Source organism: Cellulomonas sp. P2_B4 (genome assembly GCF_056404795.1).
This window is the reverse complement of the sequence record NZ_JBFUDI010000003.1, coordinates 378806-398829: the sequence shown is the minus strand read 5'-3', so window position 1 is coordinate 398829 and position 20024 is coordinate 378806. Positions and strand designations below refer to the sequence as shown.

The 20024-nt window shown below is 71.6% G+C and carries 16 protein-coding genes; 7 read left to right on the top strand and 9 right to left on the bottom strand.

The window, feature by feature from the left end; translation table 11 throughout:
- Window positions 1-65: 65 nt before the first annotated feature.
- Window positions 66-1118, bottom strand: coding sequence for a LacI family DNA-binding transcriptional regulator (locus AC1DZC_RS06800; RefSeq protein ID WP_477042692.1), 1053 nt, complete (start codon window positions 1116-1118; stop codon window positions 66-68).
- A 232-nt stretch (window positions 1119-1350) separates the two neighbouring features.
- Between AC1DZC_RS06800 and AC1DZC_RS06795 the strand changes: the two genes are divergently transcribed.
- The 6 genes from AC1DZC_RS06795 to dnaG all read left to right on the top strand — a co-directional run bounded on the left by AC1DZC_RS06795 (window position 1351) and on the right by dnaG (window position 10443).
- A complete protein-coding gene (locus AC1DZC_RS06795) occupies window positions 1351-2595 on the top strand; it encodes a sugar ABC transporter substrate-binding protein (RefSeq protein WP_477037904.1) in 1245 nt (414 codons plus the stop codon).
- Window positions 2596-2764: 169 nt separating this feature from the next.
- Window positions 2765-4393, top strand: a complete 1629-nt coding sequence (locus AC1DZC_RS06790; protein WP_477037903.1) for an ABC transporter permease subunit — start codon at window positions 2765-2767, stop codon at window positions 4391-4393.
- Window position 4394: 1 nt separating this feature from the next.
- A complete protein-coding gene (locus AC1DZC_RS06785; protein WP_477037902.1) occupies window positions 4395-5279 on the top strand; it encodes a sugar ABC transporter permease in 885 nt (294 codons plus the stop codon).
- The gene (locus AC1DZC_RS06780) at window positions 5276-7114 is read left to right on the top strand and encodes a glycoside hydrolase family 13 protein (RefSeq protein WP_477042691.1); all 1839 of its coding nucleotides are present in this window, start codon (window positions 5276-5278) and stop codon (window positions 7112-7114) included. The genes AC1DZC_RS06785 and AC1DZC_RS06780 overlap by 4 nt, the downstream gene beginning before the upstream one ends.
- A 70-nt stretch (window positions 7115-7184) precedes the next feature.
- Window positions 7185-8483 carry a deoxyguanosinetriphosphate triphosphohydrolase gene (locus AC1DZC_RS06775; protein ID WP_477038095.1) on the top strand — a complete coding sequence of 433 codons (1299 nt, stop codon included), beginning with the start codon at window positions 7185-7187 and terminating at the stop codon, window positions 8481-8483.
- A 31-nt stretch (window positions 8484-8514) separates the two neighbouring features.
- Window positions 8515-10443, top strand: coding sequence for a DNA primase (dnaG, locus tag AC1DZC_RS06770; protein ID WP_477042690.1), 1929 nt, complete (start codon window positions 8515-8517; stop codon window positions 10441-10443).
- 7 nt (window positions 10444-10450) lie between these two features.
- Here dnaG and AC1DZC_RS06765 read toward each other — a convergent pair whose 3' ends face one another.
- The 3 genes from AC1DZC_RS06765 to AC1DZC_RS06755 form a co-directional block, all read right to left on the bottom strand.
- Window positions 10451-11248 carry a transglutaminase-like domain-containing protein gene (locus tag AC1DZC_RS06765; protein ID WP_477037899.1) on the bottom strand — a complete coding sequence of 266 codons (798 nt, stop codon included), beginning with the start codon at window positions 11246-11248 and terminating at the stop codon, window positions 10451-10453.
- Window positions 11249-11438: 190 nt separating this feature from the next.
- On the bottom strand, window positions 11439-12374 hold the full coding sequence (locus AC1DZC_RS06760; protein ID WP_477042689.1) for an NADP-dependent oxidoreductase: 936 nt from the start codon (window positions 12372-12374) through the stop codon (window positions 11439-11441).
- 45 nt (window positions 12375-12419) lie between these two features.
- The gene (locus AC1DZC_RS06755) at window positions 12420-12806 is read right to left on the bottom strand and encodes a hypothetical protein (protein ID WP_477042688.1); all 387 of its coding nucleotides are present in this window, start codon (window positions 12804-12806) and stop codon (window positions 12420-12422) included.
- Window positions 12807-12903: 97 nt separating this feature from the next.
- On the opposite strand from AC1DZC_RS06755, the gene AC1DZC_RS06750 reads away from it, so the two are divergent.
- The gene (locus tag AC1DZC_RS06750) at window positions 12904-13902 is read left to right on the top strand and encodes a serine hydrolase domain-containing protein (RefSeq protein ID WP_477042687.1); all 999 of its coding nucleotides are present in this window, start codon (window positions 12904-12906) and stop codon (window positions 13900-13902) included.
- A 6-nt stretch (window positions 13903-13908) separates the two neighbouring features.
- Here the strand turns inward: AC1DZC_RS06750 and AC1DZC_RS06745 are convergent, their stop codons facing one another.
- The 5 genes from AC1DZC_RS06745 to AC1DZC_RS06725 form a co-directional block, all read right to left on the bottom strand.
- Window positions 13909-14892: a magnesium transporter CorA family protein gene (locus AC1DZC_RS06745; protein WP_477042686.1), complete on the bottom strand. Its 984-nt coding sequence runs from the start codon at window positions 14890-14892 to the stop codon at window positions 13909-13911.
- Window positions 14893-14959: 67 nt separating this feature from the next.
- The gene (locus tag AC1DZC_RS06740; RefSeq protein WP_477042685.1) at window positions 14960-16435 is read right to left on the bottom strand and encodes a rhamnulokinase; all 1476 of its coding nucleotides are present in this window, start codon (window positions 16433-16435) and stop codon (window positions 14960-14962) included.
- Window positions 16435-18465, bottom strand: a complete 2031-nt coding sequence (locus AC1DZC_RS06735; protein WP_477042684.1) for a bifunctional aldolase/short-chain dehydrogenase — start codon at window positions 18463-18465, stop codon at window positions 16435-16437. Before AC1DZC_RS06735 ends, AC1DZC_RS06740 begins: the two co-directional genes overlap by 1 nt.
- Window positions 18465-19634 carry an L-rhamnose isomerase gene (rhaI, locus tag AC1DZC_RS06730; RefSeq protein ID WP_477042683.1) on the bottom strand — a complete coding sequence of 390 codons (1170 nt, stop codon included), beginning with the start codon at window positions 19632-19634 and terminating at the stop codon, window positions 18465-18467. The genes AC1DZC_RS06735 and rhaI overlap by 1 nt, the downstream gene beginning before the upstream one ends.
- Entirely contained in the window at window positions 19631-19999 is a 369-nt protein-coding gene (locus AC1DZC_RS06725) for an L-rhamnose mutarotase (RefSeq protein ID WP_477042682.1), read from the bottom strand. Before AC1DZC_RS06725 ends, rhaI begins: the two co-directional genes overlap by 4 nt.
- Between the last annotated feature and the right edge of the window lie 25 nt (window positions 20000-20024).

Sequence of the window (20024 nt, the reverse complement as noted above, 5' to 3'; positions counted from 1 at the left end):
CGTTTCGAAGGGTGGTCAGAGGCGCCGTTGCCGGGAAAGAGGACGCGTGGTGCGCGTCGCGCCGGTCAGAGTACGGCGGGAAGGTGTGCGGTCACAGTCGCCGAGGTCAGGGACGGTGCAGCCCCGGTCGACCCGCGGACGATCAGCTCTGGGTGGAACGTCAGCTCGGTGCGCGAGGCGGGCGTGCCGTTGATCTCGGAGACGAGGGCGGACACGGCCGCGTGCCCCATCGCCTGCACCGGCTGGCGCACGGTGGTCAGCGGCGGGTCGGTGAACGCGATGAGCGGGGAGTCGTCGAAGCCCACGACCGACAGGTCGGCGGGGACGCTGAGCCCGCGCGAGCGCGCCGCCCGGATGGCGCCGAGCGCCATGAGGTCGGACCCGCAGATGATCGCGGTGTGCCCGGACTCGATGAGCTCGGTGGCGCCGGCCTGACCGCCCTCCACCGTGAACAACGACGTGGCCACGTGCGGGCCGGCGTCCACGATGCCGAGGTGACGCTCCAAGTTGACCGCGAACTCCCTGCGCTTGCGCGCCGACGGGACGAAGCGCTCCGGGCCGATCGCCAGGCCGATCGAGCGGTGCCCGAGCGAGACGAGATGGCGGAACGCGAGGTCGAGCGCGGCGGTGTCGTCGGTGGAGACGGACGGTGCGTCGACACCCTCCGCGTATCCGTTGACCAGGACGAACGGCATCCCTCGGCTGCGTAGCCGGTGGTAGCGGTCCTTGCTGGCCGCGGTGTCCGCGTGCAGTCCGGAGACGAAGACGATGCCGTCCACGCCGTGCTCGAGGAGCATCTCGACGTACTGGTCCTCGGTCGTGCCGCCCGCCGACTGCGTGCACAGCAGCGGCGTGTACCCGCGCTCGGTGAGCATCGACTCGATCACCTGCGCGAACGCCGGGAAGACGGGGTTCGACAGCTCGGGCACGACGAGCCCGACGAGCCCGGCGGATCGGGTCCGCAGCTTCTCCGGCCGCTCGTATCCGAGCATGTCGAGGGCCGCCAGCACGGCTTGGCGCGCCTGGGACGACACCCCGTGCTTGCCGTTGAGGACCCGTGACACCGTTGCCGTGCTGACGCCGGCCTGCTCGGCCAGGTCCGTCAGACGGGTACGCACGGGTGGCAGCGTAGGGGACACCGGACCTCCTTGTCCGTAGGTGATCAGAAAGCCTCGCGAAGGGTCGGAGACGAGCAACGAGAGCATCCGCGCCACCCGCTGAAACCGTTGCCTGAAAGTTACCGTAACGACTTGCAAGGCCGGTTGCAACGCCGTTAGCGTCGGCTCCATCAGGCCAGCGTCGGTGGGATTCCGCCGCGCGCGGCACACCCACAGACCTTTTGGAGAGACGATGCGACGGAGCATCCCAGTCGTCGCGGCGATGATCGGCCTGGCGCTGACCATCACCGCTTGCTCAGGATCGGACGACAGCGGGGACGACAGCACGTCGGGGTCCAGCTCGACTGCAGACGCGGCCGGCACCCTGACCATCTGGGTCGACGAGACCCGCATCGACGTGATGAAGCCCGTCACGGAGGAGTTCACCGCCGAGACCGGCGTCAAGGTGAACCTCGTGCAGAAGCTGTCGAAGGACATCCGGACCGACTTCGTGTCCCAGGTCCCCACCGGCAAGGGCCCCGACGTCGTCATCGGCGCGCACGACTGGACCGGTGAGTTCGTCACCAACGGCGTCGTCGCACCCGTCGAGCTGGGCGACCTCGCGTCGGGCTTCAACCCCGTGAGCATCCAGGCGTTCGCCTACGACGGTCAGCAGTACGGCACCCCGTACGCGATCGAGAACATCGCCCTGGTCCGCAACAACAAGATCCTCGCCGACACCCCGGCCGCGACGTTCGACGACCTGGTCGCCCAGGCCAAGGGCGCGGGCACCGAGTTCTCGGTCCTGGTCCAGCAGGGCGCGGCAGGCGACCCGTACCACCTGTACCCGCTGCAGACCTCCTTCGGCGCCCCGGTGTTCGGCAGCAACCCCGACGGCTCGTACAACACGACGCTCTCGCTCGGCGGCCCCAACGGTGACGCGTTCGCCACCTACCTGCAGAAGCTGAGCCAGGAGAAGGTCCTCGACCCGTCGATCGACGCCGACATCGCCAAGCAGGCGTTCCTCGACGGCAAGGCGCCGTACATCATCACCGGGCCGTGGAACACCACGGCGTTCAAGGAGGCCGGCATGGACGTGACCGTCCTGCCCGTGCCGAGCGCCGGTGGCCAGACCGCGCAGCCGTTCGTCGGGGTGCAGGGTGCCTTCATCTCGTCGAAGACCCCGAACGCCGTGCTCGCCAACCAGTTCGTCGTCAACTTCCTGACCACGGAGAAGGTCCAGACCGAGCTGTACACGCTCGGCGGACGTCTCCCGGCGCTCACGGCGTCGGCCGACAAGGTCGACGACGCGGTCCTCGCCGGGTTCACCGAGGCCGCCACCACCGGTGCGCCGATGCCGTCCATCCCCGAGATGGGTTCGGTCTGGACGTCCTGGTCGGAGACGGAGGCCCAGATCATCAACGGTCAGGCCACCGACCCGCCCGCGGCGTGGAACACCATGACGACCAACATCCAGGACGCGATCGACGCCGGCTGACGGACGTCCACCCGGATCGGCTCGCCGGGACCCCTCACGAAGGGGTCCCGGCGAGTGTCCGCCGAGCCGATCGAGGCACCGCGTGCCAGGCTCTGAGCACGACCTGTAGGACCCACCAGCCCGCCTCGCGCAACGTCGCGCACGTCTCCTTGACGACAAAGAGGACCTGATGACGGATCAGCAGTCCGCGGAGCGCCCCGTCCAGGGGATGACCCCGCCGCCCTCGGGTCCCGCCGACGGCGCCCCGCCCAAGCACCCGGGCAACTCCCACGCCCGCAACATGTCCGCCGGCTTCGTCGTGAAGCTCATCCTCGTCGCTCTGGTCGACGCCCTCGGCGTCTACGGGATCCTCGCGGCGGTCGCCGTCCAGTCGTGGGCGATCGTGATCTTCCTGGTCCTGGCGCTCATCGCCGTCAACTGGGTGTACTTCTCCCGCCGGATGCTGCCCGCCAAGTACCTGCTGCCCGGGCTGCTCTTCCTGCTCGTCTACCAGCTGTTCGCGATGGCCTACACGGGCTACATCGCGTTCACCAACTACGGCGACGGGCACAACTCCACCAAGGCGGACGCCGTCGAGGCGATCCTCGTCCAGAACGAGCGCCGGGTGGAGGGCTCCGCCGCCTACAAGCTCGCGGTCGTCGAGCAGGGTGACGAGCTGGGGTTCGCGATCGTCGACGGCGACACGGTCAAGGTCGGGACGGCGGAGCAGCCGCTCGAGGAGGCACCCGACGCCACGGTCGAGGCGGGCGTCGTCACCGCGATCCCCGACTACACGGTCCTCAAGTTCGGCGAGATCGCCCAGCGCCAGGCCGAGGTCACCGCGCTGCGCGTCCCGTTCTCCGACGACCCCAACGACGGTTCCCTGCGCACGCAGGACGGCTCGACCGGGTACGTCTACACCTCGGTCCTGGAGTACGACGCGGCCGCCGACACCATGACGAACGTGGAGACGGGCGTCGTCTACACGCCCGACGACCACGGGAACTTCCGCGCGGAGGACGGCACGGCGCTGACGCCCGGCTGGCGCGTCGGGGTCGGCTTCGAGAACTTCACCAAGATGTTCTCCGACGAACGCCTCTCGGGCCCGTTCTTCCAGATCCTCATCTGGACCTTCGTGTTCGCGTTCCTCTCGGTGCTGACCACGTTCGCGCTCGGCCTGTTCCTCGCGATCGTGTTCAACGACCCGCGCGTCCGCGGCCGCAAGATCTACCGGTCGCTGCTGATCCTCCCGTACGCGTTCCCTGCGTTCCTGTCCGCCCTGGTGTGGAGGGGGATGCTCAACACGCGGTTCGGGTTCATCAACGACGTCCTGCTGGGCGGCGCCGAGATCCCGTGGCTGACCGACCAGTGGCTGGCCAGGCTCTCGATCATCGGGGTGAACCTCTGGCTCGGCTTCCCGTACATGTTCCTCGTGTGCACGGGAGCCCTGCAGTCGATCCCGGGCGACGTCACCGAGTCGGCGCGGATGGACGGGGCCGGCCGCACCCGGATCTTCCGCTCGATCACGCTGCCGCTGCTGATGATCTCGGTGGCGCCGTTGCTGATCGCGTCCTTCGCGTTCAACTTCAACAACTTCACGCTGATCTACATGCTGACCGGCGGCGGCCCGAACTTCTCCGGCACCCCGTACGTCATCGGCCACACGGACCTGCTGATCTCGATGGTGTACTCCGTCGCCTTCGAGAGCGGGCTCAAGCAGTACGGCCTGGCGAGCGCGCTCTCGATCCTGATCTTCCTGATCGTCGGCACCATCTCGTACATAGGTTTCCGACGCACCCGACAGCTGGAGGAGCTCTGACATGGCCAAGGCCTCGCTCGAGCAGTACGCCCCGGTCAAGGGTGCGCGGTGGTGGACCGAGATCGGCTGGCGTCACGTCGTCGGCATCGTCACGATCCTGGTCTGCCTCCTGCCGCTGCTGTACGTCCTGTCGGCCTCGCTCAACCCGGGCGGCACGCTCACCGGGTCGAACGACCTGTTCCGGAACATCTCCTTCGACAACTACGCGGACCTGTTCTCCGACCAGTACTACCCGGGCTGGTACGTCAACTCGATCTACGTCTGCACCGTCACCGCGATCGGCACCGTGCTCATGGGCGCCGCCGCCGCGTACGCGTTCTCGAGGTTCCGGTTCCGCGGCCGGCACGGCTCGTTGACCGCCCTGCTGATCATCCAGATGTTCCCGCAGATGCTCGCGTTCGTCGCGCTGTTCCTGCTGCTGCAGACGCTCAGCGACGTGGTCCCGGTGCTCGGCCTGAACAGCGATACCGGCCTGATCTTCCTGTATCTCGGCGGCGCGCTCGGCGTGAACACGTTCCTCATGTACGGGTTCTTCAACACCGTCCCGCGCGAGCTCGACGAGGCTGCCAAGATCGACGGCGCCTCGCACGTGCGGATCTTCTTCACGATCATCCTGCGGCTCGTCGCGCCGATCCTCGCGGTGGTCGGCCTGCTGTCGTTCGTGAGCGCGTACGGCGAGTTCCTGCTGGCCAAGGTGGTGCTGCAGCAGCCGGAGAAGTACACGCTCGCGGTCGGTCTGTACTCCTGGGCCGCCGACGAACGTACGGCGCGCTGGAGCCTGTTCGCGGCCGGCGCGGTCATCGCCGCCATCCCGGTGATCCTGCTGTTCCAGTTCCTGCAGCGGTTCATCGTGGGGGGTCTGACCGCGGGGTCCGTCAAGGGATGAGCCATCTGCTCGGCCTCCCGCACCACGACGGTTCGGAGGTCTACGTCCGACGTGCCACGCCACGCCTCGGCGAGGTGGTGCCCGTGCGGGTCAGGGTGCCGGCCGCCGGTCCGGAGCGGGCCGTGTGGGTGCGCACCGTCCGCGACGGCGAACCGCGCATGGTCGAGGCGCGGCTCGAACGGTCCGACGAGCACGAGCGCTGGTACGTCGCCGACATCCCTGTGCACAACCCGGTCACGGGCTACCGCGTGCTCCTCGACGAGCCGGGCGGGTACCGCTGGCTCAACGGACGGGGCGTGCACGAGCGGGACGTCCCGGACGCGGCCGACTTCCGGCTCACCGTGCACGATCCCGCGCCGTCGTGGATGGACACGTCGGTGGTCTACCAGGTGTTCCCGGACCGGTTCGCACGCGCCGGCTCGCCCGACGGACCGCTCCCGGACTGGGCCCTGCCGGCCCGCTGGGACGACGAGCCGATCGGGTCCGGCCCCGGCACCGCGACCCAGTTCTTCGGTGGGGACCTGCCCGGGGTCGAGGCGCGACTGGACCATCTGCAGCGGCTGGGCGTCGACACCCTCTACCTCACGCCGGTCTTCCCGAGCCGGTCGAACCACCGCTACGACGCGAGCACCTTCGACCACGTGGACCCGCTGCTGGGTGGCGACGAGGCGCTCGCCTCGCTCAGCCGCGCGATCCACGGGCGGGGTATGCGGATCCTCGGCGACCTGACGACCAACCACACGGGCGCCGGGCACGAGTGGTTCGCGCGGGCGCTGGGGGACCGGGCGAGCGAGGAGGCGGAGTTCTACTACTGGTCGCAGGACGACCCGGGTTACGTCAGCTGGCTCGAGCACGCCTCGCTGCCGAAGCTGAACTACAACGCCCCCGCGCTCGCGGCCCGGATGGTCGAGGGTCCGGACTCCGTCATCGGCCGCTGGCTGGCGCCGCCCTTCGACCTGGACGGCTGGCGCATCGACGTCGCCAACATGACCGGGCGGTACGCCGACGACGACCTCACGCACGTGGTCGCGCGCACCATCCGCGCGACGATGCGCGAGATCAACCCGGACGCGGTGCTGGTGGCCGAGCACTTCCACGACGCCGGTCTGGACCTGGCCGCGGGCGGCTGGCACGCGAACATGAACTACTCGGCATTCACGCGCCCGGTCTGGACCTGGCTGGTGGACCCCGGCAGCGCGCTCGGCTTCCTCGGCATGCCCGTGCCGGTCCCGCGCCGCGACGGTGCGTCGATGGTCGCGACGATGCGCGACTTCGACGCCACCGTCCCGTGGAACATCACGACCCACCAGTGGAACATGCTCGGCTCGCACGACACCGCGCGGCTGCGCACGGTCGTCGGCACGCGGGAACGTGTCGAGCTCGCGGCCGGGCTGCTGTTCACCTACCCCGGCACCCCGGCCATGTTCGCCGGCGACGAGGGCGGGCTGACCGGGACCAACGGCGAGCACTCCCGCGTCGCGATGCCCTGGCGCGACATCGACGCCGGGGGCGGACCGCGCTGGGACGCCGGGACGTTCGAGATCTACCGGTCGCTCATCGCGGTGCGGCGCGGCTCGCGTGCCCTGCGCGAGGGCGGCATGCGGTGGGCCGTCGTGCAGCCCGACGCCGTCGCCTACCTGCGCGAGACGCTCGACGAGCGGGTGCTCGTGGTCGTCGCCCGCGCGCCGTGGGAGGGCGTCGACCTGCCGCGGCACCTGCTCGCGTCCGACGGCCTGCCGGAGAACCTGTACGGGGGTGCCGACCTCGACGTGTCTGCCGGCGCCCTGCACGTCCCCGGTGACGGCCCGGGGGTCCAGGTCTGGCGGCTCGCCTGATCGCTGGGGCACGGATCGGGTGGCGCCCGACCGGTGGGCGCCTGATCGTTAGGCTGACGCCGTGACCGCACTGGACCAGGCCCTGGACGTCGACGGGTACGTCGACGCCGACCGGGAGCGCTGGGTCCGCGAGGGCACCAAGTCCCGCGAACGGACGGCGTTCGAGCGCGACCGCGCCCGGCTGGTCCACTCGTCCGCCCTCCGGCGGCTGGGCGCCAAGACCCAGGTGCTCGGTCCGTCGTCGGACGACTTCGTGCGGACCCGCCTCACGCACACGCTCGAGGTCGCGCAGGTGGGCCGCGAGATCGGCAAGGCGCTCGGCTGCGACCCGGACGTCGTCGACACGGCGTGCCTGGCCCACGACCTCGGCCACCCCCCGTTCGGGCACAACGGCGAGCGGGCGCTGGCCGAGCTGGCCAAGGGGATCGGCGGCTTCGAGGGGAACGCCCAGACCCTGCGGCTGCTCACCCGGCTGGAGCCGAAGGTCGTCGGACCCGACGGACGCGCGGTGGGCCTCAACCTCACGCGCGCGTCCCTCGACGCGTCCGTGAAGTACCCGTGGCGGCACCTGCAGGGTCCGATCAGCGAGGCGAGCGGCCGGCCGACGCACAAGTTCGGCGTCTACGAGGACGACCTGCCCGTGTTCGAGTGGCTGCGCTCGGACGCTCCTGCGGGTCGCAAGTGCCTCGAGGCGCAGGTCATGGACCTGGCCGACGACATCTCCTACTCGGTGCACGACGTCGAGGACGCGGTCGTCGGCGGGCGTCTGGACCTCGAGGTGCTCGGCGTCCCCCAGGAGCGGGACCGCGTCGTCGAGGCCGTGCAGACCTGGTACGGCGACGCCGTCTCCGGCGACGAGCTCCAGGACGCCATCGACCGGCTGGTGGCCGCGAAGCTCTGGCGGCAGGGCTTCGACGGGTCGCGCGGGGCGCTGGCCCACCTGAAGGACTCGACCAGCCAGCTGATCGGCCGATTTGCGAAGGCGTCCCAGCGGGCGACGCGTGCGGAGTACGGCCCCGGGCCGCTCACGCGCTACGGCGCCGACCTGATCGTCCCGCACGAGACGCTCGCCGAGATCCTCGTGCTCAAGGGCCTCGCGGTCGCCTACGTCATGGCCCCGCGCGAGCTCGAACCGCTCTACCACCGCCAGCGCGAGGTGCTCACGGACCTCGTGCACGTGCTGTCCGAGCGGGCGCCGATCGCGCTCGAGCCCCCGTTCGCCGCCGACTGGGCGGTCGCCGACGACGACGCCGCGCGGCTCCGCGTGGTCGTCGACCAGGTCGCCTCGCTCACCGACGTCTCGGCCGCCGAGCTGCACGCCCGCCTGGTTCACCCGCCGCGCCACGGCGGGCCCGCAGCTTTCGTCTGATCACGTCGGTGGACGCGCCTAGACTCTGCCCGTGGCGGGACGCATCCGACGGGAGGACGTGGAGGCGGTCCGCGAGCGTGCCCACATCGACGAGATCGTCGGGCAGCACGTCACGCTGAAGTCCGCGGGCGTCGGATCGATGAAGGGCCTGTGCCCCTTCCACGACGAACGCTCGCCCTCGTTCCACGTCCGCCCGCAGGTCGGCCGCTACCACTGCTTCGGCTGCGGCGAGGGCGGCGACGTCATCGACTTCGTGCAGAAGGTCGACGGGCTCGGGTTCTCCGAGGCGGTCGAGTACCTGGCCGGCAAGGTCGGCATCCAGCTGCGGTACGAGGAGGGCGGCGCGCCCCGTCCGGGCGAGGAGCCCGGCAAGCGTCGTCGGCTGATCGAGGCGCACAAGGTGTCCGAGGAGTTCTTCCGCGAGCAGCTGAGCACCCCGGAGGCCGCCGCCGGCCGGGCGTTCCTGTCCGAGCGAGGCTTCGACCGGACCGCGGCCGCCGACTTCGGCGTCGGCTACGCGCCGAAGAGCTGGGACGCGCTCATGCGGCACCTGCGCGGCCGAGGGTTCACCGAGGCCGAGCTCACGGCGTCGGGCCTGGTCAGCCAGGGGCAGCGCGGCGTCTACGACCGGTTCCGCGGGCGGCTCGTGTGGCCCATCCGCGAGGTGACCGGCGAGACGGTCGGGTTCGGTGCGCGCCGGCTCTACGACGAGGACCAGGGACCCAAGTACCTGAACACCCCGGAGACCGCGCTCTACAAGAAGTCGCACGTCCTGTACGGCATCGACCTGGCCAAGAAGGACATGCAGCGCGACAAGCGGGTCGTCGTCGTCGAGGGCTACACCGACGTCATGGCCATGCACCTGTCGGGCGTCGGCACCGCCGTGGCGACCTGCGGCACCGCCTTCGGGTCGGACCACGCCCGGATCGTGCGCCGGCTCGTCGGTGACTCCGGCTCGACCGGGGGAGTGCAGCTGGCCTCGGGCGCCTCCGTGGGCGGCGAGATCATCTTCACGTTCGACGGTGACGCCGCAGGTCAGAAGGCCGCGCTGCGCGCGTTCGGCGAGGACCAGACGTTCACCGCGCAGACCTTCGTGGCGGTCGAGAAGTCGGGCATGGACCCGTGCGAGCTGCGGCAGGCGAAGGGCCCCGACGCGGTGCGCGCCCTGGTCGCCGGCCGCACCCCGCTCTACGAGTTCGTCATCAAGAGCACGCTGGAGACCTTCGACCTGCGCACCGCCGAGGGGCGGATCGGCGCTCTGCGCGCCGCGGCACCGGTGGTCGCGGGCATCCGGGACGCCGGGCTGCGGCCCGAGTACACCCGCATGCTGACCGGTTGGCTCGGGATCGACGACGAGGAGCAGGTGCGTCGCGCGGTCCAGGGGGCGACGGCCCGGCAGCCGTCGCGCGGCGCCGACCCGCGACCGCAGACGCCGACCCGCGAGGAGCGCCCGGCGCCGCAGCAGGCCCGCATGCCGCAGCCGGACCGCCGCGACCCCGTCGCGCAGATCGAACGCACCGCGCTCGAGGTGGTCCTCCAGCACCCCGATCTCGTGCCCGAGGAGTTCGACGACCTGCCCGCCGACGCGTTCGGCGCACCGGCCTACCGCGCCGTGCACGAGGCGGTCCGGGCCGCGGGCGGTCTCGTCGTCGCCCGGACGATCGGCAACGCGACCGCGTGGGTGGGTGCGGTGATCGAGGAGGCCGGCGAGAACCTTCGGCCGCTGGTCACCGAGCTCGCCGTGGCGCCGCTGCCCGAGGACCGGCCGGCGTCGCTCGACGGCTACGTCAAGGGCGTCGTGCGCAGCCTGGTCGAGATGGGCTTCACGCGGCACATCGCCGAGCTGCGCGGACGGCTCCAGCGCATGGACGCCGAGGCCGACCCCGACGCCTACCGCGCCGCGTACGCAGAGCTGGTCGAGGTCGAGGGCCGACGCCGGAACCTGCGCGAGAGCGCGTAGGAACGGTTCAGCGCAGGGCGACGAGCCCCGTGCCCTGGTCGAGGGTCAGACCGCCGTGGATCGTCGCAGTCACGGTCATCGCGGCGACGTAGAGGTTGCCGCCGTACCAGGAGATGAACGCGGTGTCGGTGGCGTCCCGCCCGGTCGCGATGCGGACCAGGGACTCGCGCGGCGCCATCCCGGTCGCGTCGACCACCTGCCACGCGCCGTCGATGTACGCCTCGGCCACGGCGTGGAAGTCCATCGGCTTGAGGCCGGGCGCGTAGACGGAGGCCAGGCGGGCGGGCACGTCGCGGGCGCGGAGCAGCGCGACGACGAGGTGCGCGAAGTCCCGGCAGACGCCGCGACGCTTGAGCAGGGTGTCCGTCGCGCCGTCGGTCGGCAGGCTGGAGCCCGACAGGTAGGTGACGTGGTTGGTCACCCAGGCGACGACGGCATCGAGCAGCGCCTCGCCCGAGAGGTCCTTGAACTGGTCGCGCGCGAACGCCAGCAGCCGGTCGGAGTCGGCGTAGCGCGACGGCCGGCGGTACTCGACGATGTCGACGTCGTCGATGGGCGGCAGGTCCGCCTGGCCCGTGATGCTGGCGTGGTAGTCGACCACCACGCGGCCCTTCGGCGCGAGCACGCGGTGCATGCGGGCGCCGTGCGCGAGCTTGATCTCGGTGACGTCGAGGGGACCGTCGTCATGGCGGACGGAGAGGAGCTCCGAGCGGTCGTAGGCGCCGTCGGCGACGGCCACGAGGAGCTCGATCTCGAGCGGGGCGCGCACGTCGAGAGAGAGATGAGAAGTCACGGTGCGCAGCACGGCCGCGGGTCCTTTCCCAGCCGTCGGTGGCTGGACCATCTAGAGGGGCGAGCGCAAGTGTGAGGCTCACGGGGCCCCGCGTCCAGCCCGCGGACAGGATCCGATGAACGCGCAGGTCAGAGCCCTGACCGCCGATCGGTCCGGGTCCGTCGGAACCCCTCTAGATGGACATGCGTCCAGGACCTTGGTCTCAGACGATCAGGACGGTCTTGCCGGGGCCGTGGCCCGGCGTGCCGGCGAAGGTGTACCCCTCCCGGCCACGCTCCAGCGGGAACGTCGCGGCGATCGTCGTGCGCAGGTCCCCGGAGGCCACCAGGGCCGCGATCCGCTCGAGTGCCGAGCCGTTGCCGGCGACGACGAAGAACGTGGCCGAGAAGCCGCCTGCCGCCGCCCGGTCCTGGTCCGGAGGCGTGTTGAGCGTGACCAGGTGCCCGCCCTCGCGGACCACCGCGTAGGAGTCGTCGAGGACCCGTCCGCCGAGCGTGTCGAGCACGACGTCGTAGGTGCGGCCACCACCGAACTGCGCCGGGTCGGTGGTCAGGACGGTCGTCGCACCGAGGGCTCGGACCACCTCCTCGTCGCGCGCGTAGGCGGTCGTCGTGACGTTCGCGCCCTTGAGCACCGCGAGCTGGATCGCGAACCCGCCCACGCTGCCCGCGCCCGCGTGCACGAGCACGTCCGTGCCCGGACCGATCGGGGCGTGGTCCTCGAAGGCCTCCCACGCGGTGAGCGCGGCCACCGGCAGCGTGACGGCGTCGACGTCGGACACGCCGTCGGGCCGGTGCGCGAGCGCGGTGGCCGGCACCGCCACGTACTGCGCGGCGCCGCCCTGCGACTCGAACGGCACCTGCCCGAACACGGCGTCACCGACGGCGAACCCGGACACGTCCGCGCCGAGCGCGGCGACCGTGCCCGAGACCTCGTGCCCGGGGACGGCCGGGGTGCCGTCCTTCTCGAGACGAGCCCACGTCTCGTCCCAGGTGAGCTCGGTGAACGTGATCCCGACGGCCGCCACCCGCACGAGCACCTCGCCGGGGCCGGGGACCGGCACCGGGGCGTCCTCGTAGACGAGCTGGTCGTAGCTGCCGCGGGTGTGGGCGCGCAGCGCCTTCATCGTGGTGCTCATCCACCCGACCGTAGCCATGGACCGACCGCGCCGCCCGCGGCCGTCTCACATGTCGTCGTGCCGCGTCACCCAGCCCTGCTCGACGCCGCCGACCGACTCGCCGATCGACTTCCTCGGCGGCTCGTGCTGCACGTGCCCGCAGCGGGTGCAGCGCCACGTCGGGTCGTCCGCAGCCGTCCGGACGAGCCGGTGGTCCCGCGGCAGCTCGCAGATCCACCACTTCCCCGGTGGGGGCACGTCCGGGCCGTGGTCGCGAAGCGCGGAGACCAGCCGGGGCACCTCGACGACGACGATCACGTACGCGAGGAACGCCATGAAGAACAGTCCGATGGAGAAGCCCGGACCCGCCAGGGACGCCACTGTCAGGGCGACCGCCGCCACGAGGGCGATCGCGAGCACCGCGGACCGGAAGATCAGCCGGCGTCGTCGCACGGCACACCCCTACCCGCCGCCGGAGCGGCTCGTCGGGACCGAGTCTCCTCGCTAATTCCCCTCGTGGAAAGGATCGTCGGCGGCCTACCGTGGCCGGATGGACCTGGCAGCAGAGGTCGAGGCGCTCGCCGGCGAGTTCTCCGGCGTGGTCCGCGTCGACCGCGCGGGAACGACGATCCTCGACGCCGCCTACGGGCTGGCCGACCGCAGGCACGCGCTGCCCATGAGGGTCGACTCCCAGGTGGCGATGGCGAGCGGCTGCAAGGGCATGACCGCGCTCGCGGTGATGAGCCTCGTCGAGGACGGGACCCTCACGCTCGACACGACCGCGCGCTCGCTGCTGCGCGACGACCTGCCGCTCGTCGCCGACGACGTCACCGTCGAGCACCTGCTCGCCCACCGGTCGGGGATCGGCGACTACCTCGACGAGAGCGAGGACTCCGACATCAACGAGTACGCCCTCGCGGTGCCCATGCAGGAGCTGGAGACCACCGAGCAGTTCCTCGCGGTGCTCGACGGCTTCCCGACCGCGTTCCCGGCCGGCGACCGCTTCCAGTACTGCAACGGCGGCTACGTGGTCCTGGCGCTGCTCGCCGAGCGCGCGAGCGGCACCGACTTCCACGACCTCGTCCGCGACCGGGTCTGCCGGCCCGCCGGTCTCGTCGACACGGACTTCCTGCGCTCCGACGACCTGCCGGGGCGGGCGGCCGTGGGGTACGTCGAGAACGGCCGGACCAACGTGTTCCACCTGCCGGTCGTCGGCAACGGCGACGGCGGGCTCTACACGACGACCACCGACATGCACCGGTTCTGGGCCGCGCTGTTCGCCGGCGCCATCGTCTCGCCGTCGTCGGTCGCCCTCATGACGAGCGCGCACAGCGAGTACTTCGAGGAGGGGCGGCGCTACGGCCTCGGGTTCTGGCTGCACAAGGACCGCGACATCCTGATCCTCGACGGCTACGACGCCGGCGTCTCGTTCCGCAGCCTGCACCACCCGGCCGAGCAGCTCACGTTCACGGTCGTCGGGACCACGTCCGACGGAGCCTGGCCGATCGCGCGACTGCTCGCGGAGCGGCTCGGGGTGGCCCCGGACTGACCGGCGTCACCACCAGCCCTGGCGCTTGGCCCACCACAGGAGGCCCGCCGACATCGCGAGCATGACGGCCAGCGCGACCGAGAGGGGCACGGGCGTCGTGTGGTTGTTCACGATGAGGTTCATGCCGAGCACCGACGCGAGTGCCGTGATGGGGAGGGTGACCACCGCGATGACGGCGAGCCGCTCGGCGGCGATCGTCATCTTCGTCTCGGTGCGCGCCCGGTAGAACTCGATCACGCCCTGCAGGTAGTCCTTCTCCTCGGCGGCCAGCGCGGCGATGCGGTCGAACTGGTCGATCAGGTCGGCGACGAGGTGGCGGCTCTCCTCCGGCACCGCGCGCGAGATCCCGGACAGGCGGCGGTAGATCTGCCCCGTCTGCGCGGCGATCGTGCGGATCGCGAGCAGCCCGTGCCGGGTGCGGAACATCTCGTCCAGGAGCTGCTCGGGGTCGTCGTACCCGCCCTCGGTGACCCGTCGCTCGAGCTCCCAGACGTCGGTGGTCAGCTCCTCGACGAACCGCTCCATGTGCCGCGTGAGGGTCGAGACGATCGCGTGCGAGATGTCGAAGGACGTCCTGGGGCGCAGTCGTCCCGACCGGATGCGGGCGAGGACCTCGTCGGTGTCGCGCAGCATCACCTCGCGACCGACCGCCGGGTTCACGGGTCCGTGCACGGTGATCAGGTACTTCGGGCCGATCACGCGGTCGAGCTCGACGTGGTGGACGTGCCCGGCGGCGCCCCTCTCGGGGGCGTGCAGGACCAGGAGCAGCGAGTCCGGGTAGGCGTGCAGCTTGGGCAGCCGGTTGCGCACCTCCATGTCGTGCACCGCGAGCGGGTGCAGGCCGAAGACGCGGGTCAGCTCCTCGGCGGCCTCCGGGGACCACTCCGGGACGTCGACCCAGACGATGCCGCGCTTGGCGGCGAGCAGGGCAGGCAGCTCCTCGACCGTGCAGTCGCGGACGCCGTCGTCGATCACCAGGTGGACGTCCATACCTGTCATCCTCCAGCGCGGGCGCGCGTCCGCCACCCGGCGCTCGGGCCGCGACCTCGCCGGGGCCTCAGGACGCGGACCTGAGGCGGCGCTCGGCGGCGGCCCAGCGTTCCTCGTGGCCGTCGGGGCCGCGGTCCGGCAGGTACGTGACCGTCTCGGCGTTGAACGCGATCACGGTGCGCAGGTCGCGCAGGTCACCGTCGACCACCCCCGCGGCGCGTGCCTGGACCAGCACGTTCCCGAGTGCGGCGGCCTCGACCGGCCCCGCGACGACCGGCAGGCCCGTGGCGTCTGCGGTGAGCCGGCACAGCAGGGCGTTGCGCGCCCCACCGCCCACCAGGTGCACGGTCCGCACGTCGTGGTCGGCCAGCTCGGCGGCGGTCCGGACCGCGCGGCGGTAGGCGAGCGCGAGCGAGTCGAGGATGCACCGCACGACCTGCGCCCGCGTCGTCGGGACGGGCTGCCCGGTCGACCGCGCGGCGTGCGCCAGACGCGCCGGCATGTCGCCGGGGTGCAGGAAGTCCCCGGCGTCGATGTCGACGACGGTCCGCAGCGACGGCACGTCGGCCGCGAGCTGGAGCAGGTGGGGCAGGTCGGCGTCGTCGCCATCGGTCTCGCGCCAGGTGCGCAGCGACTCCTGCAGGACCCAGAGACCCATGACGTTGCGCAGGTAGCGGACGGTCCCGTCGACGCCGGCCTCGTTGGTGAAGTTGGCCAGACGGCTCGCCTCGCTGAGCACCGGCGCGTCGAGCTCGAGCCCGACCAGCGACCAGGTGCCGCACGAGACGTACGCGAAGTCCGGCGCGGTCGCGGGCACGCCCACGACCGCGGACGCGGTGTCGTGCGAGCCGACGGTCCACACCCGCAGGCCGTCGCCCAGCCCGAGCTCGGGGAGCGCAGTGCCGAGCAGGGTGCCCGGTTCGCGCAGCGGAGGCAGGAGCGACTCCTCGATCCCCAGCCGTGCCGCGAGGTCCGTCGCCCACTGCCGGGTCCGTGCGTCGAGCAGGCCGGTCGTCGACGCGTTCGTGATCTCGGCGCCCTGCACGCCCGTGAGGCGGGCGCCGAGCAGGTCGGGGATGAGCAGGATCCGGTCGGCGGCCGCCAGCTCGCCGTGTGCGGCGACGAGCTGGAAGACCGTGTTGAACTGCTGCGTCTGGATGCCCGTGCGGCCGTAGAGCTCGGCCGCGCCGATCGTCGCGAAGACGCGGTCCGGCACGCCGTCGGTGCGGTGGTCGCGGTAGTGCACCGGCGCACCGAGAAGCGCGCCCGCGCGGTCGACCAGGCCGTAGTCGACCGCCCACGAGTCGATGCCGACGCCGTCGAGCGTCTCCCCGCCGCCGGTCAGGGTGCGCAGGCCGCCGACGATGTCCCGCCACAGCCGCTCGAGGTCCCAGCGCAGCCCGCCCGGGACGTCGACGGCACCGTTGGGGAACCGCGCGACCTCGTCGAGGACCACGCGCGGCCCGGCCCGCCAGGCGTCGACGCGCCCGAGCATGACCCGGCCGCTCGACGCGCCGAGGTCGACGGCCGCGAACCCCGCCATCAGCGCAGGAAGGCTGCGGCGACGCCGGAGTCGACCGGGACGTGCAGGCCCGTCGTCTGGACGAGGTCGGGTCCGGTCAGGGCGAACACCGCGGCGGCGACGTGCTCGGGCAGGACCTCCTTCTTCAGCAGCGTGCGCTGGGCGTAGTACGCGCCCAGCTCGGTCTCCGGGACGCCGTAGACGGCCGCCCGCTGGGCGCCCCACCCACCGGCGAAGATCCCCGACCCGCGCACGACGCCGTCCGGGTTGACGCCGTTCACGCGGATGCCGTGCTCGCCCAGCTCCGCGGCCAGCAGGCGGACCTGGTGGGCCTGGTCGGCCTTCGTCGCGGAGTAGGCGATGTTGTTCGGGCCCGCGAACAGCGAGTTCTTCGAGGCGATGTAGACGATGTCCCCGCCCATGCCCTGCGCGATCATCGCGCGGGCAGCCTCACGCGCGACGAGGAACGACCCGCGGGCCATCACGTCGTGCTGCAGGTCCCAGTCGCGCACGGTGGTCTCCAGCAGCGGCTTCGAGATCGACAGACCCGCGTTGTTCACCACGAGGTCCACGCCGCCGAAGGCCAGCACCGTCTCGCGGACCAGTCGGGCGATGTCCTCCTCGGAGGTCACGTCCGCCTCCACCGCGACCGCCACGTCAGGGCCTCCGAGCTCGTGGGCGACGGCCTGAGCACCCTCCAGGTTCAGGTCGGCGACCACGACGCAGGCGCCCTCGGCGGCCAGGCGCTCGGCGATCGCGCGCCCGATCCCCGACCCGGCACCGGTGACCACGGCGACGCGCGTGGCCAGCGGCTTGGGCTTGGGCATGCGGGCGAGCTTGGCCTCCTCGAGCGCCCAGTACTCGATGCGGAACTTCTCGGACTCGTCGATCGGGGCGTACGTACTGATCGCCTCGGCGCCGCGCATCACGTTGATCGCGTTGACGTAGAACTCCCCGGCCACCCGCGCCGTCTGCTTGTCCTTGCCGAACGAGAACATCCCGACGCCGGGCACCAGGACGATGGCCGGGTCCGCGCCGCGGATCGGCGGGCTGTCCGGGGTCGCGTGCCGGTCGTAGTACGCCTGGTAGTCGGCCCGGTACGCGGCGTGCAGCTCCTGCAGCCGCGCGACGACCTCGTCCAGCGGCGCGGTCGCGGGCAGGTCGACCACCAGCGGCTTGACCTTGGTGCGGAGGAAGTGGTCCGGGCACGACGTGCCCAGCGCCGCCAACCGACCCAGGGCCTGGCGGCCGACGAAGTCGAGCACGACCTCGCTGTCCGTGAAGTGACCCACCTGCGGCCGGTCGATCGAGGCGAGCCCACGGATCACGGGCGCGAGCGCGGCCGCGCGGGCCCGCCGCTGGTCGTCGGGAAGAGCCGGGACCACGACCGCACCGAACGGGTGCTCGCCCTGCGACCGCGACGCGATGAACGCCTCCGCGGTACGGATGATCCGCAGCGAGCGCTCCTCGACCTCGTCGGACGTCGATCCCCACGCCGTGATGCCGTGGCCGCCGAGGATGCAGCCGATCGCCTGCGGGTTGGCGTCCTTGATGGCCGCGATGTCCAGCCCGAGCTGGAACCCGGGCCGGCGCCACGGCACCCACACGACCGCGTCGCCGAAGATCTCCCGGGTCAGTGCCTCGCCGTCGGCGGCGGTGGCGATAGCGATGCCGGCGTCGGGATGCAGGTGGTCCACGTGCGGGGCGTCGACCAGGGCGTGCATCGCGGTGTCGATCGACGGAGCCGCGCCGCCGCGGCCGTGCAGGCAGTAGTCGAACGCCTCGACCATCTCGTCCTCGCGGTCGACCCCCGGGTACACCTCGACCAGGGCACGGACGCGGTCCAGGCGCAGCACGGCCAGGTTCTTCGCCGTCAGGGTGCCCAGGTCGCCCCCGGACCCCTTGACCCACAGCAGCTCCACGTCCTGACCGGTGACCGGGTCCAGGGCCGCGCCCTTGGCGGACGTGTTGCCACCGGCGTAGTTCGTCGTCCGCGGATCGGCTCCCAGACGGTTCGAACGGGCGACCAGTGACTCGGCAGGCGTCGGCATCAGGCTCCCCATCCGGCCTGCGCGCCACCGACGCGCTCGGCCACGATCGTGTCGGCATACCCGGACGCCCGGTAGGCGCCCATCGGGTCGGGGTCGAGCCCCTGGGACGTGCGCAGGTCCGCCAGCAGCGGCCGCACGTCCGTGTTGTAGGCGTCCATGAGCACCGCGTTCGCGCCGAGCACGTCGCCGGCCAGCTGCGCCGCGAGCAGGGCGTCGACGTCCACGAGCAGGGCCTTGGCCGTCGCCTCCTGCACGTTCATCACCGACCGGATCTGCCCCGGGATCTTGGGCTCGATGTTGTGGCACTGGTCGAGCATGAAGTTCACGCCGGAGTCGGGGGACAGGGCGCCCGCCTCGACGATCTCGTGCAGGATCCGGAACAGCTGGAACGGGTCCGCGGCGCCGACCATCAGGTCGTCGTCGGCGTAGAACCGGGAGTTGAAGTCGAAGGCGCCCAGGCGTCCGGCGCGCAGCAGCTGCGCGACGATGAACTCGATGTTGGTGCCGGGTGCGTGGTGCCCGGTGTCCAGGACGACGAACGCCTGCTCGCCCAGCGCGAGGCAGTGCAGCAGCGACGTGCCCCAGTCGGGGATGTCCATCGAGTAGAACGCGGGCTCGAAGAACTTGTACTCGAGGATCAGCCGGTGGTTCGGGTCGAGGGCTGCGTAGACCCGCGCGAGCGACTCGGCGAGGCGGTCCTGCCGGGCGCGCAGCGAGTCCTGGCCGGGGTAGTTCAGGCCGTCGGGCAGCCAGATCTTCAGGTCGGTGGAGCCCGTGGCGCGCATGACGTCGATGCACTGGACGTGGTGGGCGACGGCCTTGGCGCGCACCCGGGCGTCCGGGTGCGTCAGCGACCCGAGCATGTAGTCGTCGTCCTGGAAGAGGTTCGAGTTGATGGCGCCGATCTGCAGCCCGAGGTCGGCGGCGTGCGCCGCCAGCCGGTCGTAGTCGTCGACGAGGTCCCAGGGGATGTGCAGCGACACCCGCGGGGTGACGCCCGTGTACCGGTGCACCTGCGCGGCGTCCGCCAGCTTCTCGTACGGGTCCCGCGGGACTCCGGCCTGCGCGAAGACCTTGAACCGGGTGCCGGAGTTCCCGAACGCCCACGAGGGCAGCTCGATCGTCTGCTGGGCGAGGGCCGCCCGGGCTGTCTGCGGGTCGATCGTCATGCGTGTGGCTCCTGTGCTCCGGCCGTGGGCAGGCCTGCTGCCTGCAGCTGTGCGTCGAGGTCGAACACCTCGTCGAGGACCGCGAAGCCCTCGTCGGGGTTGCCCGGCGTGAGGAAGAACTGCGCCATCTCCGCCTGCCAACGGGCGTTGACCTGCGTCGCCGCCATCGCTGCTCGGGCGGCGGCGAAGTCCGTCGTCTCCAGGAAGCCGACGAGCAGGCCGTCGGCGCCCAGGTGCAGCGTGTAGTCCGCCCAGCCCGCGTCCCGCAGCGCCTCGAGCATCTCCGGCCAGACGGCGGCGTGCCGTGCCCGGTACTCGTCGAGACGGTCCGCGCGGACGCGGGAGATGAAGCAGACGCGGGTCATGGGAGGCGCTCCGAGGTGTGGGACC

Excerpts from the sequence above, each read along its gene's own strand:
- AC1DZC_RS06745 (WP_477042686.1), bottom strand. The coding sequence starts at position 14,892 with ATGGACGTCCACCTGGTGATCGACGACGGCGTCCGCGACTGCACGGTC.
- AC1DZC_RS06735 (WP_477042684.1), bottom strand. The coding sequence starts at position 18,465 with ATGCCGACGCCTGCCGAGTCACTGGTCGCCCGTTCGAACCGTCTGGGA.
- AC1DZC_RS06725 (WP_477042682.1), bottom strand. The coding sequence starts at position 19,999 with ATGACCCGCGTCTGCTTCATCTCCCGCGTCCGCGCGGACCGTCTCGAC.
- rhaI (WP_477042683.1), bottom strand. The coding sequence starts at position 19,634 with ATGACGATCGACCCGCAGACAGCCCGGGCGGCCCTCGCCCAGCAGACG.
- AC1DZC_RS06795 (WP_477037904.1), top strand. The coding sequence starts at position 1,351 with ATGCGACGGAGCATCCCAGTCGTCGCGGCGATGATCGGCCTGGCGCTG.
- AC1DZC_RS06740 (WP_477042685.1), bottom strand. The coding sequence starts at position 16,435 with ATGGCGGGGTTCGCGGCCGTCGACCTCGGCGCGTCGAGCGGCCGGGTC.
- AC1DZC_RS06780 (WP_477042691.1), top strand. The coding sequence starts at position 5,276 with ATGAGCCATCTGCTCGGCCTCCCGCACCACGACGGTTCGGAGGTCTAC.
- AC1DZC_RS06790 (WP_477037903.1), top strand. The coding sequence starts at position 2,765 with ATGACGGATCAGCAGTCCGCGGAGCGCCCCGTCCAGGGGATGACCCCG.
- AC1DZC_RS06785 (WP_477037902.1), top strand. The coding sequence starts at position 4,395 with ATGGCCAAGGCCTCGCTCGAGCAGTACGCCCCGGTCAAGGGTGCGCGG.
- AC1DZC_RS06750 (WP_477042687.1), top strand. The coding sequence starts at position 12,904 with ATGGACCTGGCAGCAGAGGTCGAGGCGCTCGCCGGCGAGTTCTCCGGC.
- AC1DZC_RS06760 (WP_477042689.1), bottom strand. The coding sequence starts at position 12,374 with ATGAGCACCACGATGAAGGCGCTGCGCGCCCACACCCGCGGCAGCTAC.